At 72.2% G+C, this 16,726-nt stretch carries 17 protein-coding genes and 1 tRNA gene; 7 read left to right on the top strand and 11 right to left on the bottom strand.

Going from position 1 to position 16,726, the window contains the following annotated elements:
- Positions 1-7 precede the first annotated feature (7 nt).
- From ACIGAN_RS32545 to ACIGAN_RS32530, 4 genes are all read left to right on the top strand, one after another.
- Complete coding sequence (locus ACIGAN_RS32545; RefSeq protein WP_399862922.1) at positions 8-1,459, top strand: glycosyltransferase; 1,452 nt, start codon at positions 8-10, stop codon at positions 1,457-1,459.
- Positions 1,456-3,627: an ArnT family glycosyltransferase gene (locus tag ACIGAN_RS32540; protein WP_399862921.1), complete on the top strand. Its 2,172-nt coding sequence runs from the start codon at positions 1,456-1,458 to the stop codon at positions 3,625-3,627. Before ACIGAN_RS32545 ends, ACIGAN_RS32540 begins: the two co-directional genes overlap by 4 nt.
- Before the next feature lie 66 nt (positions 3,628-3,693).
- Positions 3,694-5,190 (top strand): MFS transporter, encoded by a 1,497-nt coding sequence (locus tag ACIGAN_RS32535; protein ID WP_365091879.1) that lies wholly within the window; start codon positions 3,694-3,696, stop codon positions 5,188-5,190.
- Between the two features lie 160 nt (positions 5,191-5,350).
- Positions 5,351-6,109 (top strand): TetR/AcrR family transcriptional regulator, encoded by a 759-nt coding sequence (locus ACIGAN_RS32530; protein WP_399862918.1) that lies wholly within the window; start codon positions 5,351-5,353, stop codon positions 6,107-6,109.
- 13 nt (positions 6,110-6,122) lie between these two features.
- Here ACIGAN_RS32530 and ACIGAN_RS32525 read toward each other — a convergent pair whose 3' ends face one another.
- Positions 6,123-6,593, bottom strand: coding sequence for a PPOX class F420-dependent oxidoreductase (locus tag ACIGAN_RS32525; RefSeq protein WP_365091874.1), 471 nt, complete (start codon positions 6,591-6,593; stop codon positions 6,123-6,125).
- Positions 6,594-6,603: 10 nt separating this feature from the next.
- The gene (locus tag ACIGAN_RS32520; protein WP_365744889.1) at positions 6,604-6,897 is read right to left on the bottom strand and encodes an STAS domain-containing protein; all 294 of its coding nucleotides are present in this window, start codon (positions 6,895-6,897) and stop codon (positions 6,604-6,606) included.
- A 275-nt stretch (positions 6,898-7,172) separates the two neighbouring features.
- On the opposite strand from ACIGAN_RS32520, the gene ACIGAN_RS32515 reads away from it, so the two are divergent.
- Positions 7,173-7,895: a GAF and ANTAR domain-containing protein gene (locus tag ACIGAN_RS32515; protein ID WP_365744879.1), complete on the top strand. Its 723-nt coding sequence runs from the start codon at positions 7,173-7,175 to the stop codon at positions 7,893-7,895.
- A 56-nt stretch (positions 7,896-7,951) separates the two neighbouring features.
- Positions 7,952-8,662 (top strand): GAF and ANTAR domain-containing protein, encoded by a 711-nt coding sequence (locus ACIGAN_RS32510; protein WP_365744881.1) that lies wholly within the window; start codon positions 7,952-7,954, stop codon positions 8,660-8,662.
- On the opposite strand, the gene ACIGAN_RS32505 is transcribed toward ACIGAN_RS32510, so the two are convergent.
- The 3 genes from ACIGAN_RS32505 to ACIGAN_RS32495 form a co-directional block, all read right to left on the bottom strand.
- Positions 8,645-9,466: a YceI family protein gene (locus tag ACIGAN_RS32505; RefSeq protein WP_365744883.1), complete on the bottom strand. Its 822-nt coding sequence runs from the start codon at positions 9,464-9,466 to the stop codon at positions 8,645-8,647. The two genes, ACIGAN_RS32510 and ACIGAN_RS32505, sit on opposite strands and share 18 nt — an antisense overlap.
- 91 nt (positions 9,467-9,557) lie before the next feature.
- Entirely contained in the window at positions 9,558-12,089 is a 2,532-nt protein-coding gene (locus ACIGAN_RS32500; RefSeq protein WP_399862915.1) for an MFS transporter, read from the bottom strand.
- A gap of 13 nt (positions 12,090-12,102) precedes the next feature.
- Positions 12,103-12,591, bottom strand: coding sequence for a MarR family winged helix-turn-helix transcriptional regulator (locus tag ACIGAN_RS32495; RefSeq protein ID WP_365744887.1), 489 nt, complete (start codon positions 12,589-12,591; stop codon positions 12,103-12,105).
- Between the two features lie 215 nt (positions 12,592-12,806).
- On the opposite strand from ACIGAN_RS32495, the gene ACIGAN_RS32490 reads away from it, so the two are divergent.
- Complete coding sequence (locus ACIGAN_RS32490; protein WP_365091856.1) at positions 12,807-13,001, top strand: hypothetical protein; 195 nt, start codon at positions 12,807-12,809, stop codon at positions 12,999-13,001.
- Positions 13,002-13,320: 319 nt separating this feature from the next.
- Here the strand turns inward: ACIGAN_RS32490 and ACIGAN_RS32485 are convergent, their stop codons facing one another.
- The 6 genes from ACIGAN_RS32485 to tadA all read right to left on the bottom strand — a co-directional run bounded on the left by ACIGAN_RS32485 (position 13,321) and on the right by tadA (position 16,723).
- Entirely contained in the window at positions 13,321-14,226 is a 906-nt protein-coding gene (locus tag ACIGAN_RS32485; protein WP_309097588.1) for an RNA polymerase sigma factor SigF, read from the bottom strand.
- A gap of 268 nt (positions 14,227-14,494) precedes the next feature.
- Positions 14,495-15,343 carry an RNA polymerase sigma factor SigF gene (locus ACIGAN_RS32480; RefSeq protein ID WP_399862912.1) on the bottom strand — a complete coding sequence of 283 codons (849 nt, stop codon included), beginning with the start codon at positions 15,341-15,343 and terminating at the stop codon, positions 14,495-14,497.
- Positions 15,344-15,531: 188 nt separating this feature from the next.
- Positions 15,532-15,825: a Dabb family protein gene (locus ACIGAN_RS32475; RefSeq protein WP_365091852.1), complete on the bottom strand. Its 294-nt coding sequence runs from the start codon at positions 15,823-15,825 to the stop codon at positions 15,532-15,534.
- Positions 15,825-16,001 (bottom strand): hypothetical protein, encoded by a 177-nt coding sequence (locus ACIGAN_RS32470; protein WP_010045116.1) that lies wholly within the window; start codon positions 15,999-16,001, stop codon positions 15,825-15,827. The genes ACIGAN_RS32475 and ACIGAN_RS32470 overlap by 1 nt, the downstream gene beginning before the upstream one ends.
- A gap of 116 nt (positions 16,002-16,117) precedes the next feature.
- Positions 16,118-16,202: transfer RNA gene (locus ACIGAN_RS32465), tRNA-Ser, on the bottom strand.
- A gap of 89 nt (positions 16,203-16,291) precedes the next feature.
- Entirely contained in the window at positions 16,292-16,723 is a 432-nt protein-coding gene (gene tadA / locus ACIGAN_RS32460) for a tRNA adenosine(34) deaminase TadA (RefSeq protein ID WP_365744756.1), read from the bottom strand.
- Between the last annotated feature and the right edge of the window lie 3 nt (positions 16,724-16,726).

The raw sequence follows: 16,726 nt of genomic DNA, 5'->3' as shown, positions 1-16,726 counted from the left end.
CGGTCCCATGCGAACCGACTCTTCTCCCGGCACCCTGCCGGCGCGGGAGCACCTCCCGGCCGCACCAGCCGGCACGCCTGTCCTGGACGTAGTGATCCCCGTCTACAACGAGGAGAAGGACCTCCAGCCGTGCGTGCGCAGGCTGCACGAGCACCTCGCCCGCACGTTCCCGTACGCGTTCCGCATCACGATCGCGGACAACGCCTCCACGGACGCCACCCCGCGGGTCGCCGCCCGGCTGGCGGAACGGATACCCGAGGTCACCGTCCACCGGCTGGAACAGAAGGGCCGCGGCCGGGCCCTGCGCGCCGTCTGGTCCGCCTCGGACGCCCCCGTCCTCGCCTACATGGACGTGGACCTGTCCACCGACCTCAACGCCCTGCTCCCGCTGGTGGCGCCGCTGATCTCCGGTCACTCGGACCTCGCGATCGGCTCCCGGCTCGCGCGCAGCTCCCGCGTGGTGCGCGGCCCCAAGCGGGAGTTCATCAGCCGGGCCTACAACCTCATCCTGCGCGGCTCCCTGCAGGCCCGCTTCTCCGACGCCCAGTGCGGGTTCAAGGCCATCCGCCGCGAGGTGGCGCGGGTGCTGCTGCCCCTGGTCGAGGACACCGGCTGGTTCTTCGACACCGAGATGCTGGTGCTCGCCGAGCGGGCCGGTCTGCGGATCCACGAGGTGCCGGTCGACTGGGTCGACGACCCCGACTCGACCGTGCACATCGTCCGGACCGCGACCGACGACCTCAAGGGCGTGTGGCGGGTGGGCAGGGCCCTGGCCACCGGGTCGCTGCCGCTGGACCGGCTCACCCGGCCGTTCGGGGACGACCCGCGCGACCGCGAGATCAGCGACGTGCCGACGGGCCTGGCCCGCCAGTTGGTCGGGTTCTGCGCGGTCGGCGTCCTGTCCACCCTGTGCTACCTGCTCCTCTACACCGCCTTCCGGGCCTTCACCGGCTCGCAGGCGGCCAACGCGCTCGCCCTGCTGCTCTCCGCGGTCGCCAACACCGCGGCCAACCGGCGGCTCACCTTCGGGGTGCGCGGGCGCGGCGGGGCCGTACGGCACCAGGCGCAGGGTCTGGTCGTCTTCGGCATCGGGCTCGCCCTGACCAGCGGCTCGCTCGCGGCGCTGGGCGCGGCCACGTCCGAGCCCGCCCACTCCACCGAGCTGGCGGTGCTCGTCGCCGCCAACCTCGCGGCGACCGTGCTGCGCTTCCTGCTCTTCCGGGCGTGGGTGTTCCCCGACCGCCACGAGGACGCCTCCCCCGGGCCCGCCCGAGGGACCGGCGCGCCGGCCGGCCCGTACCACGCGCCGGCCGGCCCGTACCAAGGGGGCGGTGCCGTGGCCGGCCCGTACGACACCACTCCGTTCCGCGCCGGTGAGGTCGCGGACTCCTGGCCGGACGCGACCGTGCAACTGCTGCCGGTGCGCCCGCACGACACCGATGCGAGGGACCTGCGATGACCGTCCACCACGACCAGCGGGCCGACGGCGCGGCCACCCGTCCCACGACCCGGCCGGGACCGCCCGCACCTGCGCCCGGCCCCGAGGCCGGGGCATCCGGCCGGTCGCTGCCGCGGTCGCTGCCGCGACGGCTGTGGCGCGGCCGCCCCGAGGACCCCCGCTGGGCCCGCCCGGCCTTCCTCGCCCTGCTGCTCGCCACCGCCGCGCTCTACCTGTGGAACCTGAGCGCCTCCGGCTACGCCAACTCCTTCTACTCGGCGGCGGTGCAGGCGGGCAGCCAGTCCTGGAAGGCGTTCTTCTTCGGCTCGCTGGACGCGGCGAACGCCATCACCGTCGACAAGCCCCCGGCCGCACTGTGGCCGATGGCCCTGTCCGTACGGCTCTTCGGGCTCGGCTCCTGGTCGATCCTGGTGCCCGAGGTCCTCATGGGCGTCGGCACGGTCGCCGTCGTGTACGCCGCCGTGCGGCGCCGGTCCGGCCCCGCGGCCGGTCTGATCGCGGGCGCGGTCCTCGCGCTCACCCCCGTCGCGGCGCTGATGTTCCGCTTCAACAACCCGGACGCGCTGCTGGCCCTGCTGATGGCCCTGGCCTGCCACCTCGTCGTCCGCGCCCTGGAGGACGGCCGCACCAGGTGGCTGCTGTGGGCCGGTGCCGCGATCGGCTTCGCCTTCCTCACCAAGACCCTCCAGGCCTTCCTGATCCTCCCGCCGCTCGCCCTGGTCTACGGCGTCTGCGCCCCGGTCCCGGTGCGCAGGCGGATCGGGCAGCTCGCCGCCGCCCTGGCCGCGATCGTCGTCTCCGGCGGCTGGTGGGTCGCGATCGTCGAACTCTGGCCCGCCTCCTCCCGCCCCTACATCGGCGGCTCGCAGAACAACAGCTTCCTGGAACTGACCTTCGGCTACAACGGCCTGGGGCGCCTCAACGGCGAGGAGACCGGCAGCGTCGGCGGAGGCGGCGGGGGCGGGGGCGGCTCCTGGGGGGAGACCGGCTGGGACCGGCTGTTCGGCTCCTCCATCGGCGGCCAGATCTCCTGGCTGATCCCGGCCGCGCTGATCCTGCTCGCCGCCGCTCTCGTGGCCACCCGCACGGCCGGGCGCACGTCGGTGACGCGCGGTGCGTTCCTCGTCTGGGGCGGCGCTCTGTTTACCACCCTGCTGGTCTTCAGCTACATGCAGGGCATCTTCCACGAGTACTACACGGTGGCCCTCGCCCCCTACCTCGCCCCGCTGATCGGCATGGGCGCCGCGCTGCTGTGGCAGCGGCGCACCGGGGTGTGGGCGTCCCTGGCCCTGGCGGCCGCGATGACGGCGACCGCGGCCTGGGGGTACGTCCTGCTCGACCGCTCCTCCGACTACCTGCCCTGGCTGAAGTGGCTGGTCCTGGCCGGCGGTCTCACGGCGGCCCTCGGTCTGCTCTTCGCCGGGCGGCTCGGGCGCCGGCTCGCCCTGGGCACGGCAGGTCTCGGCCTCGCCGCCGCGCTGGCCGGACCGGCGGCCTACACGCTGACCACGCTGAACGAGGGCCACACCGGCTCGATCGTGACGGCGGGCCCGTCGGTGGCGGGCGCCCGCGGCGGCCCGGGCGGCGGTGGCGCTCCCGGCGGCCAGGGCCCCGGCGGCGGCTTCCCGGGCAGGGGCCAGAACCAGCAGGGCGGAAACGCGCAGGACGGAAACCAGCAGGGCGGAAACGCGCAGGGCGGAAACCGGCAGGGCGGCCAGGGCCTTCCCGGCGGCGGCGTGCCCGGCGTGCCCGGCCGGGTCGGCACGGGCGACACGGGCGGTGCCGGCGGCGCGGGCGGCCTGCTCAACGGCGCGGGCGTCGGCACCGAGGCCAGGAAACTGCTGGCGACCGACGCCGACCGGTACACCTGGGCCGCGGCGGCCATCGGCGCCCAGAACGCGGCGAGTTACCAGCTGTCGACCGGCGAGCCGGTGATGGCCGTAGGCGGCTTCAACGGCACCGACCCGTCCCCGACCCTGGCCCGGTTCCAGCAGTACGTGGCGGACGGGAAGATCCACTACTTCATCGCCTCCGGCACGGGCGGCGGCATGGGCGGAAGCGCTGACGGCACGTCCGCGCGGATCACCGCCTGGGTCGAGGCCAACTTCACGAAGGTCACGGCCGGTTCGGCCACGTTCTACGACCTCACACAGAAGGCGACCGGCTGACCCGTGCCCGACCCGTGGCCACAACTCCGTTGTACAGCGTATGGGGGCTGTTCTACGGTGTAGAACATGACGACGTCCTCCCAGGAAGAGACCGCGCCGCGGACGGCGCACACCGGGCATCCCCAACGCTGGCTGATCCTCGGCGTCATCTGCCTCGCGCAGCTCACCGTGCTGCTCGACAACACGATCCTGAACGTGGCGATCCCCTCGCTCACCCGCGAGATGGACGCCTCGACCGCGGACGTCCAGTGGATGATGAACGCCTACTCACTGGTCCAGTCCGGGCTGCTGCTCACCGCGGGCAACTCCGCCGACCGCTACGGCCGCAAGCTGATGCTGATGTCGGGCCTGGCGATCTTCGGCGTCGGCTCGCTGGCGGCCGGCCTGTCCCAGAGCCCGGCCCAGCTGATCGCGGCCCGCGCCGGCATGGGCGTAGGCGGCGCGCTGCTGATGACCACGACCCTCGCGGTCGTCGTGCAGATCTTCGACGACCAGGAGCGGGTGAAGGCCATCGCGCTGTGGTCGACGGTCAGTTCGCTCGGCTTCGCGGCCGGGCCGCTGATCGGCGGTGTGATGCTGAACCACTTCTGGTGGGGCGCGATCTTCCTCATCAACATCCCGGTCGCGGTGCTCGGCCTGGTCGCGGTGGCCGCGCTGGTGCCCGAGTCGAAGCACAGGGCCGGCGACCGGCCCGACGTGCCCGGCGCGGTGCTGTCGACCCTCGGCATGACGGCCGTGGTGTACGCGATCATCACCGGCCCCGAGCACGGCTGGGCCTCCGGGCAGGTCCTGGTCTCCGCGCTGGCCGGTGTGCTCGTGCTCGGCCTGTTCGTGCTGTGGGAGCTGCGCACCGAGCAGCCCATGCTCGACATGCACTTCTTCCGCAACCAGAAGTTCGTGGGCGCGGTCGCGGGCGCGATCCTCGTGGCGTTCGGTATGACGGGGTCGCTGTTCCTGCTCACCCAGCACCTGCAGTTCGTGCTCGGCTACGAGCCGCTGGACGCGGGGCTGCGCACCGCGCCGCTGGCGCTGACCGTGGTCGCCCTCAACTTCACGGGGGTCGGGGCGAAGCTCGTGCTGAGGGTCGGCACGCCCGGGGCGATCGCGCTCGGCATGACCCTGGTGTCGGCGGGGCTCGCGGCGATCGCGCTGCTCGGCGGGCACGGGTACGGGGGCATGCTGCTCGGCCTGGTCGTCATGGGCGCGGGCGTCGCCCTGTCCATGCCGGCGATGGCCAACGCGATCATGGGGGCGATCCCGCCGGAGAAGGCGGGCGTGGGCGCGGGCATCAACGGCACGCTCGCGGAGTTCGGCAACGGGCTGGGGGTCGCCGTCCTCGGGGCCGTGCTCAACTCCCGGTTCGCCTCGCTGGTCGCCGTCTCGGCGGCCTCGCTGCCCGCGGCCCTGGCCGCGGCGGACTCCGCCGAGGAGAAGGCGCGCATCTCCGACGCGTTCGCCTCCGGCCTGGAGACCAGCCAGCTCGTCGGGGCGGTCGCCGTGCTGGCGGGCGGACTGGTCGCGGCGGCGTTGCTCCGGCGGGCCGAGCGGGCGGAGTCCGCCTAGGGCCTGCCTGTCGTTCGGATCCCGCCGCGGACGCGCGGCGACTGATCCGGACGACGGGCCCCTGGGAGCGCCGGTGCCGCGACCAGTCCGCGGCCCCGCGCCCCCGTCCCGACGGCGCGTCTAGCATGAGCGGCGTCTCGAAGAGCGAGGAAGGTGCGCCATGGCGAGAGCGGCCCGGCAGGATCAGCCGCGAACCAGCGTCTGGCTGGAGGGCAGGGCGCACCGGCGGCGCGGGGGCGGGCAGCCCTCGGGCCTGGACCGCGACCGGATCACCGAGGTGACCGTCCGGCTGCTGGACGCCGAGGGACTGGCCAAGTTCTCGATGCGGCGGCTGGCCGCCGAGCTGAACGTCACCGCGATGTCCGTCTACTGGTACGTCGACACCAAGGACGATCTGCTCGAACTCGCCCTGGACGCCGTCATGGGCGAGATGCGGCTGCCCGACCCGGACTCGGGCGAGGACTGGCGCGAGCAGGTGCGGGCGCTGGCGCGGGAGTACCGGACGCTGCTGGTGCGGCACCCCTGGGTGTCCCCGCTGGTCGGTGCCTACCTCAACATCGGCCCCAACAACCTGGCGTTCTCCCGGGTGGTGCAGCGCGTGGTGCGCGGGACCGGCATGCCGGCGCACCGCCTGACGAGCACGATCTCGGCCGTCTTCCAGTTCGTCTACGGCTACGGCACGCTGGAGGGCCACCTCGCCACCCGCGCCGCCGCCTCCGGGCTGTCCGTGGACGCCTACTTCCAGCAGGCCCTGACCACGGTGACCGCGGCCCCGCAGGCCGCCGACGTCATCCGGGAGTCCCAGGAGATCATGGCGGCGCGCGGCGGCGACACGGTCGCGGAGATGCTGGAGCGCGACTTCGAGTTCGCCCTGGAACTGCTGATCGCGGGCATCGAGGCGATGGTCGCCCGCGGCTGACCGCTCCGGCCGCCTACTCCCCTTCGACCAGCCGGGCCGGGAACCCGCCCGTCGCCACCGGCCCCCACCGCTCCGGCGTGATCCGGATGATCGACTTGCCCTGCTTGACCATGGCCGCGCGGTACTCGTCCCAGTCGGGGTGCTCCCCGGCGATGTTCCGGTAGTACTCCACGAGCGGCTCGACGGAGTCGGGCGCGTCGACGACCTCCGCCGTGCCGTCGATCTGGACCCACGGGCCGTTCCAGTCGTCGCTCAGGACGATCAGGCTGACCCGCGGGTCCCGCTTGGCGTTGCGGGTCTTGGCGCGCTCCGGGTAGGTGGAGACCACGATCCGGCCGGAGTCGTCCACGCCGCAGGTCAGCGGCGAGCCCTGGGGGCCGCCGTCGGACCGGCGGGTCAGCAGGATCGCGTGGTGCCGGGGCCGCACGAAGTCGAGCAACTCGTCCAGGGACACGCGGGTGTTCGTCGCGATGTTCGGAGCCATGCCCGGCAGCCTACGACGCCAGCGCCTCCGGGAGGTTGTCGTACACGGGCACGTCCCGGCGCATGCCGGTCAGCTCCAGGACGCGCCCGGCGACCCCGTCCGGCCGGGCCACCAGCCGGACCCGGGCACCGGGACGCAGGCCCTGGCGTATGTCGTTGATGAGGCGGATGCCCTGGGAGTCCATGAAGGAGGTCGAGGTGAGGTCCAGGACCAGCACCTCCAGCCGGTCGCCGCGCGCGCGGACCGCGGACATGACGAGCGGGAGCAGCTCCGACGCGTTGCAGAAGTCGATCTCGGCGGGCATCGTGAGGTGAACGCGACCGGGGAAGTCGCGTGGTTCTGTGGGATTCGTGAAGAAGGTCACGGCACTCACCTGGCAGACGTTCGTCCGGTTTCCGGTAAGGCCGCTTCCTGACCCGCCGCCATTCCATCACGCCGGGGGGCCGCCGCGGAAGCGCCCTGGCCCGGCCGTCGGCCGGGCGTCACTTCGAGGCAACCGAACAGTTAGAGTGCTGTCCGTCCTGTGCTCGCAGTCGGGAATGTGCTGCGGAGCTCTCCTGCGCACGGCCATGGCCGTGCATGCCGAAGAGGTTCGTGGTGGCTGCGTCCGAGTTTCCTGATTTGCCCCGTTTTCCGGTCGGCTTCGAGCTGGCCGAGGCACTCACGGTGGCTTCTCAGCAACTGCACGAGACCTCCACGCCGCACAGCACGCTGCGCACGGCGGTCCGGCTGGCCGTGCACCTCATGCCGGGAGCCGAGCACGCCGGCATCTCCGTGATCGAACGCGGTGCCAAGCTCCGCACGCTCGCCTGGACCGACGAGGTCGTCCGCTCCGCCGAGTCCCGGCACACCGGCCGCGAACAGCACGGGCACTGGGACCAGCTGTGGCACAGCCCCGTGGCGCGGATAGCGGACAGCGAGGCCGACGACGGCTGGGACGTCCTGTCGGGCCTGGGGCTGCGCTCGGCGCTGTCGCTGCGGCTGCGCGCCGACAAGCGACGGCTGACCGTGCTCACGGCCTACGCGCGCAAACCCGGCGTCTTCGACGAGGACGCCACGCGCATCGGCCGGCTGTTCACCGCGCACGTCAGCATCGCCCTGGACTCCGCCACCGTGCGCGAGCAGCTCACCGAGGCCATGCACACCCGGGACCTGATCGGCCAGGCCACCGGCATCCTCATGGAGCGTCAGGGCATCGACGCGGCCGCGGCCTTCGAGAGCCTGGTGCGGGCCTCCCAGCGGGAGAACGTCAAACTGCGCGATCTGGCCCGCCGGATCGTCGGCACCCACACCACGGCCTGAGGAGCGCCCCCGGCCTCGAAGGCGTGTTCGCGACGCGACGGGATACCCGTACGGTCATGAGCTCCGAGACGTCCGACACGCTGGACCAGGCGATGGTGCGCAGCAGTGGGCTCGACACCCTGCTGCGCGACCTGACCGACCGCGCGGTGCAGGAGGTGCCCGGCGCGGCCGCGAGCAGCATCACGGTGCGCCGCGCCGACCGGCTGCTCACGCTGGCCGGCAGCGAGGGACTGCCCGGCGGCCTGGACCTGCGGCAGTACGAGAACGGCTCGGGGCCCTGCGTGGACGCCGCCGAGACCGGAGCCGAGCAGTACGTCCCGGACCTGGCCGAGGAATCGCGCTGGCCGGCGTACACGCCGTACGCGCTGTCCGTGGGCGTCCGCTGCGTCCTGGCGGTGCCGGTCGCCGTCGAGGGCGAGAAGGGCGCCGCCTTCAACTTCTACGGGGAGCACGCCGGCGGGCTGGACGCCGGCCGGGACGCGGCCCGGGCCTTCGCGGCCCGGGCGGGAGACGCGATCAACGTGTCCCTGAGCATCGAGCGCCGCAGCCAGTCCGCCGCCGACGTGCGCACCGCGCTGCTCTCGCGCAGCGTCATCGACCAGGCGGTCGGCATCCTCATGGCCCGTGAGCGCATCGACGCCCGTCAGGCCATGGAGCGGCTGCGCCGGGTCTCGCAGGACCGGAACGTCAAACTCCGGGACCTGTGCGGCCAGTTGGTGACGAGAGTCGCCCAGCCGCGCGACCCCTCCTCACGCCGCGGGCAGTGACTCGCCCTGCACGGCCTGGATGTCCAGCTCCACCCTGAGGGTGGTGCCGATGGCGGCGATGCCCGCCTGGAGGACCTGGTTGTAGTTCATCGCGAAGTCCTCGCGCCGCAGTTCGGTCGTGGCGCGGAAGGCCGCCCGAGTGCCGCCCCACGGGTCCGGGCCGGTGCCGAGGTAGGCCAGGTCCAGGTCGACCGGCCGCACGACGCCGTGCATGCCCAGCTCGCCGTGGACCGTCCACCGGTCCGATCCGGCCGCCGTCAGTCCCGTGGACCGGAACGTGATCTCCGGGAACCGCTCGACGTCCAGGAAGTCCGGCGACTTCAGGTGCCCGTCGCGCATGCCGTTGCCGGTGTCGATCGATCCGGCCCGGATCACCGCCTCCACCCGTGACTTGGTGACGTCGTCCGGGGCGATCTCGATCGCGCCGGAGAACTGTGTGAACCGGCCGTGCACGCTGGAGATGCCCAGGTGCTGGGCCACGGCGGCCACGCTGGAGTGCACCGGGTCGATCGTCCACGGCCCGGGCGGCGGCAGCTCGGTGCCGCCCTGCCGGGCCAGCGTCACCGTGCCGACCTCGGCCCGCCCGCTCGCCGTGACGATCACACTCGACGCGGCGGGCGCGTACCCGACGGCGGTGACGATCACCGTGTAGGCCCCCGGCTGCAGCGGCTCCGCGTCCCGCACGGCGCCCTCCGCGTCCGCCTCGGCCCGCAGCACCTGCGCGCCGGTCATGTCCGCCACCGTGACGACCGCGTGCGACACGGCCCATCCGTCCCGGGTGCGGATCCTCGCGGTCAGTCCCATCTCCACCTATCTCCTCAGAAAGAAACCGGCCCGTGACGGGGGGCGCACCTCCGCTCGGAGCGCGCCCGCCCGCCACGGGCCGGGGTATGTACTACTCGCCGGGGTGGGCGAGTTCGATGTCGTGGGCGTCGGTGCCGCGGCCCGTGACCGTCAGTGCGGTGGCCACCGGCGGGTAGCCCGTCGCGATGACCGTGTACTCGCCGCCGTCCAGGTCGGTGAAGGCGTACGCCCCGTCCGCCCCGGTCGTGGCCGAGCCGACGACGTTGCCGGCCTGGTCGACCAGCGTCACCCGGGCGTCGGCCAGCGGGCCGTGCGGGGCGCGGACGACACCCTGGACGCGGGCGCCCGAGTCCAGGTCGATCTCGACCCGGGTGACCCCGGTGCCGCCGACCTCGACGGGCAGGGCGCGCGGCCGGAACCCGGCGGCGTTCACCGCGACGGTCACCGCCCCCGGCACCAGCTCGGCGAAGGAGAACTCGCCCTGCTCACCGGTGGCCTGGGTGGCCAGCAGATCGCCGCGCACATCGGTCACGATGACCATCGCGTCCTTCACCGGCTGCCCGCTCTCGGCGGCCCGCACCAGGCCGGTCAGCCCGCTGGTGCCGCTGAGCAGGATGTCGTAGGCGAGCGGCTCGCCGTCGACCACGACCGTGGACGCCTGCGGCTGGTAGCCGTCGGCCGAGGCGATCAGGACGTACGAGCCCGCGCCCGGCGCGTCGACGGCGTAGGACCCGTCGGACTGCGCCACGGACCGGCCCAGCTGGCGCCCGGCCAGCGAGATCAGCGTGACGGCGGCCTGCGGCACGGGTGCGGACTCGGCGCCGCGGACGAAACCGCGGACCGGGACACCCCCGCCGGACGCCTGCTCCCCGGCCGGGGCCACCGTGGCGACCGCGGCGAGCCGCTGCGTGCCCTCGGGGCCGGCCGGGCCGGCGGCCTCGGTGTCCGCGACGGCCCGGGCCGGCACGGCCTGCCCGGTCGTGGCCGGTGCCTCCGCGGGAGCCTGCGCGCCGCTCTCGGTGGCCGCGGCCTGGGCCAGCCCGCCCTTCGTCCGCAACGGGACCTCCTTGATGAACAGCGACACCAGCAGCGCGAGCAGCGCCAGCGGGGCCGAGTAGAGGAACACGTCCGCGACACCGTGGCCGTAGGCGCTCTCCACGACCGTGCGGATCGGCGCGGGCATCGTGTCGAGGTCGGGGATGGAGCCCCCGCCCGTGCCGGCGTGGCCGAGGGCCGCGCCCTGGGAGCCGAGGCCGGCGAGGCCGTCCCGTACATAGTCGGTGATCTTGTTGCCGAGCACCGCGCCGAGCGCGGAGACGCCCACGGCACCGCCCAGGGACCGGAAGAAGGTCACCGTGGAACTCGCGGCACCGAGGTCACCCGGCTCCACCTGGTTCTGCGTGCACAGCACCAGGTTCTGCATCATCATGCCGATGCCGAGACCCAGCAGCGCCATGAAGATCGCTATGTGCCAGTACTCGGTGTCGTAGCGGATGGTGCCCAGCAGCCCCAGGCCCGCGGTCACCAGCACACCGCCGGCGAGCAGCCAGCCCTTCCAGCGGCCGGTGCGGGTGATGACCTGACCGGAGACCGTGGAGGAGACGAACAGGCCCGCGATCATCGGGATCGTCATGACTCCGGACATCGTCGGCGACTTGTCCCGGGCCAGCTGGAAGTACTGGCTGAAGAAGACGGTCCCGGCGAACATCGCGATACCGACGAACAGCGAGGCCAGCGACGCCAGCGTGATGGTCCGGTTGCGGAACAGCCGCAGCGGGATGATCGGCTCGCTCGCCCTGGACTCGACCAGGACGAAGAGCGCCAGCAGCACCAGCGACCCGCCGACCATCGCGTACGTCTGCCACGAGAGCCAGTCGTACTTGTCACCGGCGAAGGTGACCCAGACGAGCAGCAGGCAGACGGCGGCGGTGATGAAGAACGCGCCGGCCCAGTCGACCTTGACCTTCCGCTTCACCACGGGCAGGTGCAGGGTCTTCTGCAGCACGATCAGGGCGATCACGGCGAAGGGCACGCCGACGTAGAAGCACCAGCGCCAGCCGAGCCAGTCCGTGTCGGTGATGACACCGCCGACCAGCGGACCGCCGACCATCGCGGTGGCGAAGACGGCGCCGAGGTAGCCGTTGTACCGGCCGCGCTCACGCGGCGAGATCATCGCCGCCATGATGATCTGCGCCAGCGCGGACAGACCGCCCATGCCGATGCCCTGCACGGCGCGGAAGGTGATGAGCATGCCGGGGTTCTGCGACATGCCCGCCGCGGCCGACCCCAGGACGAACACGACCAGCGCGATCTGGATCAGCAGCTTCTTGGAGAACAGGTCGGCGAGCTTGCCCCACAGCGGGGTGGAGGCGGTCATCGTCAGCAGGGACGCGGTCACGACCCAGGTGTAGGCGCTCTGGCCGCCGCCGAGGTCCCCGATGATCCGGGGCAGGGCGTTGGAGACGATCGTCGACGACAGGATCGCGACGAACATGCCGAGCAGCAGGCCGGTGAGGGCCTCCATGATCTGCCGGTGCGTCATCGGAGCGTCGCCGGAGGAGCCGTGGGAGCCTCCCCCGTGCTTGGCATGAGCCCGCACACCGGCTGGTGTGGTCGTTGCCATGGGCTTCCTTTTCTTACGTGCTTGCGGGTGTACGGGTGGTCCGTTCGACAGCGGGGGGTGCCGCCCGGGCCGCGGGCCGGCAGTCGAAGCTCTCCCGCAGCCGCGCCATCAGCTCCGTGAGCCGGCCGACCTCCTCGTCGGTCCAGTCGCTCAGCCGCTCGGCCAGGACCTCGGTGGTCCGCCGGGACAGTTCGTCGAGCTGGGCGTGGCCCGCGGGGGTGAGGCGCAGGATGCGCGAGCGTTTGTCGGCGGGGTCGGGGGAGCGTTCGATCCAGCCCCGGTCCACGACGTGCGCGACATGGCGGCTGGTGACCGACATGTCCACCGCGAGCAGCTCGGCGAGCTTGCTCATGCGCATGTCGCCGTGGCGGCCCAGCAGGGTCAGCACGGCCGCCGACCCGCCGGGGCACTCGGCGGGCATGACCCGGCCGAGCTCCCGCTTGACGGCGCCGAAGGCACTGAACTGGCGGACCAGCTCTTCGTACTGCGCCCTCCCGGCCATGCCACCTCCCGCTTTCGTTGCTTAGGGCAACCATAGGAGCGGTTGGTTGCTACAGGCAAATAAAAGAGGGGGTGCGGGGCTCAAAAGTTGGCAAAGGCAAGTATTGCGAGAGTAAATATGCAGGTGGCGAGCCCGGCGGCCGCAGCCGCGCGGCGACAAACGGAAGGCCAACCCCCACTTGGGGAGCCCCGGCGTTTTCGCTAGGGTCTCGGGCCATGGCTAACAACCAGGCCCCCCAGGGCAATCACGACCCTGCCGGCAGCACCCAGATGTTCCGAGCGTTCGTCGACGAGGCGCCACAGGGGCGCCAGGCCGCGGCATCGAGCGGCGGCCCGCGCGTCGGTCTCATCCTCGGCGTGGTCGTCGCGGTGGCGATCATCGCGGCGGTGGCTTGGCTGGCGTTGGGTTAACAGATACGGCGGTTGCACGACTGCCCGCAGCCGGGCGGACCGGCTGCCGGCAGCCCGACGGGCCCGTCGCCCGCGGTGCCGGCTCTGCGGGGCAGCGAGGGACGGCCCGCACCCGCCGCACGGCGCAAGGGGCCGTGCCGGGGGGTGTCCGCCCGCAGCGGTTGGCGCGTCAACGGACAGTGAGTCGGCACGCAAGTCGATCGCGCCGTTCCGAGGACGGACACCCCCCGGCGCGGCCCCGACCCACCACCGGCGGGAAGGCGAGGACACCGCGCCACGGGCACCCGGCAACCGTCCTCGGTCCGCCCTCAGTCCGGGATCAGTCCGAGATCAGGCCTTCCCGCAGCTGCGCCAGCGTCCGCGTCAGCAGCCGCGAGACGTGCATCTGCGAGATGCCGACCTCCTCGCCGATCTGCGACTGCGTCATGTTCGCGAAGAACCGCAGCATGATGATCCGCCGCTCCCGGGGCGGGAGTTTGGCCAGCAGCGGCTTGAGGGACTCGCGGTACTCCACGCCCTCCAGCGCCGTGTCCTCGTACCCCAGCCGGTCCGCCAGCGACCCCTCGCCGCCGTCGTCCTCCGGTGCCGGCGAGTCCAGAGAGGACGCCGTGTACGCGTTCCCCACCGCCAGCCCGTCGACCACGTCCTCCTCGGACACCCCGAGCACGGAGGCGAGTTCGGTGACCGTCGGGGACCGGTCCAGCTTCTGCGAGAGCTCGTCGCTGGCCTTGGTCAGCGCCAGCCGCAGCTCCTGGAGCCGCCGCGGCACCCGCACCGACCAGGACGTGTCCCGGAAGAACCGCTTGATCTCCCCGACCACCGTCGGCATCGCGAACGTCGGGAACTCCACGCCCCGTTCGCAGTCGAACCGGTCGATCGCCTTGATCAGCCCGATCGTGCCGACCTGGACGATGTCCTCCATCGGCTCGTTCCGCGACCGGAAGCGCGCGGCCGCGTACCGCACCAGCGGCAGGTTGAGCTCGATCAGCGTGTCACGGACGTACGCACGCTCGGGGCTGTCCTCGTCGAGCGCGGCCAGCCGCAGGAACAGGGAGCGGGACAGGGTGCGGGTGTCGATGGCCCCCGTGGCCGGCAGCACCGGCGCGGGCTCGGTCACGAGCTCGGCCGGAACGTCGTCGATGGGGCCGAGTGAGTCGAGAGCATGGGGAGCTGTGTCGCTCTCCGCGAGCGTGAGCACCTTCGAGCTGCCCTGTTCTGCGGACATGCCACCCCCTTTGGGTCGCGGGACGGTCGCGGCGGACGCTCCCGTCTGAGGAACGCAGCCTTCACCTGAATACCGGAGCCGAAGCTCCGGCAAACGCGCTTCACGCAGAATGTCACATGTCGGCAACACGCTGTAGTGACATGTCGACATCTGAGACGCGAATCCGCCCTGCAAACAAGGGGTCTGACGGCTTTTCGGCTCTCAACTGCCGGGAACGGCCCTGATGAGCGATTCCCTCCCCACGGTGACCTCTCGCTCGCGTTTGCGGTTACGCGTCGATCCGGTTCGCAGACCGCAACCGCTGGAAGCTGCGGGCGAGCAGCCGTGAGACGTGCATCTGGGAGACGCCGAGTTCCGCGCTGATCTGGGACTGCGTGAGGTTGCTGTAGTACCGCAGCAGCAGGATCCGCTGCTCCCGCTCGGGCAGCTGCACGAGGAGGTGCCGGACGAGGTCGCGGTGCTCCACGCCGTCCAGGGCGGGGTCCTCGTAGCCGAGCCGGTCCAGCAGGCCGGGCAGCCCGTCGCCCTCCTGCGCGGCCTCCAGGGACGTGGCGTGGTACGACCGCCCGGCCTCGATGCAGGACAGCACCTCGTCCTCGGAGATGCGCAGCCGCTCGGCGATCTCCGCGGTCGTCGGGGTGCGCCCGAAGGCGGTCGTGAGGTCCTCCGTCGCGCTGCTCACCTGCACCCACAGCTCGTGCAGCCGGCGCGGCACGTGGACCGTGCGGACGTTGTCGCGGAAGTAGCGCTTGATCTCGCCGACGACCGTCGGCATCGCGAACGTCGGGAACTGCACGCCCCGGTCCGGGTCGAAGCGGTCGATGGCGTTGATCAGCCCGATGGTGCCGACCTGGACGACGTCCTCCATCGGCTCGTTGCGGGAGCGGAACCGGGCGGCCGCGTAGCGCACGAGCGGGAGGTTCGCCTCAATGAGCGCCCCGCGCACGCGGTTGTGCTCCGGCGTGCCCGGCTGGAGCTCCTTGAGCTGGGCGAAGAGCACCTGCGTGAGGGCGCGGGTGTCGGCGCCGCGGCTGCGCTGGGGAGCGGCGGGGGCGGGTTCGGGGGTTTCGGAGGTGGGTGCCTGAGGTGCGGTACTGGCCAGCACGGTCAACTCCACCTCGTCCTTGTCAACTCATCCGTCGACTCTTCCATCAAAAGCGGTCATAGCATCACAAGACATGTGCACTGTGTGCAAGCACCCCATAACTACGTGTTGAGTGATGAATGGCGCACAAATGAACTCGGGCCACAGAGAAGCCCCCTGTCACACCGACAGGGGGCTTCCAGCGGCCGGGGCGGCCGGGGTCAGAACTCGTAGTCCGCGATCACCCACGTGGCGAACTCCCGCCACAGCGCCACACCGGCCTGGTGATCGGGGTGCTCCACGTACCGCCGCAGCGCCTCCGCGTCGTCGAAGGCGGAGTTGATGGCGAAGTCGTACGCGATGGGGCGGTCGCTGATGTTCCAGCCGAGCTCCCAGTGGCGCAGTTCGGGGATCTTGCCGTCGAGCGCGCGGAAGGCCTCGACGCCCGCGACGACCCGGGGCTCGTCGCGTCCGACGCCCTCGTGGAGCTTGAACAGGACCAGGTGGCGGATCATCACTTTCCTCCGTTGGCGACCCAGGTGGCGAAGTCGCCCAGGGCCCGGGCGGCGTCCGAGATGCCCTGGAACCCTATCTGGACGTAGTCGGCGGCCTTGGCGGGGTCGGTGATGATCACGTACAGCGCGAAGACCACGAGGACGTAGACGGCGACCTTCTTCGCGTTCACCGCCATCGCGGCCTCCCCTGTCACTGGTGTCACGAACAGCGCACATGATCGCATGAGGAATCGATCACCCGCAGGGGTGGATCGCACGAAGGGCCCCGTCTCGCGACGGGGCCCTTCTCCAGCGGTAGCGGAGGGATTTGAACCCTCGGTGACTTGCGCCACACTCGCTTTCGAGGCGAGCTCCTTCGGCCGCTCGGACACGCTACCGAGGGAGACCTTACAGCAAGGTGCCGCGTGCTTCGAAATCGGTTTGCGGCGACGGTCCGGCGACCGCCCGGGAACCGCCCGGCGACCGCTCAGCGCCCCCGGAAGAACGCGGTGAGCAGCGCGGCGCACTCCTCGGCGAGCACGCCCTCGATCACCTCGGGCCGGTGGTTGAGGCGGCGGTCGCGGACGAGGTCCCACAGCGAGCCGGCCGCGCCGGCCTTCTCGTCGCGGGCGCCGTAGACGAGCCGGTCGACGCGGGACTGCTGGATCGCGCCCGCGCACATCGTGCAGGGCTCCAGGGTCACCACGAGGGTGCAGCCGGCGAGCCGCCACCGGCCGAGCGCGGTCGCGGCCCGCCGCAGGGCGAGGACCTCCGCGTGGGCCGTCGGGTCGCCCCCGGCCTCGCGTTCGTTGTGCCCGGCCGCGAGCACGGTCGTGCCGTCCGGCGCCAGGACCACGGCGCCGACCGGGACGTCCCCGCCCCGGACGGCCCCGGCGGCCTCGTCCAGGGCGAGGCGCATCGC

The organism is Streptomyces sp. NPDC085931 (assembly GCF_044540565.1).
In the GTDB taxonomy this organism is placed as follows: domain Bacteria; phylum Actinomycetota; class Actinomycetes; order Streptomycetales; family Streptomycetaceae; genus Streptomyces.
This window is presented reverse-complemented; position numbering and strand designations above follow the sequence as displayed.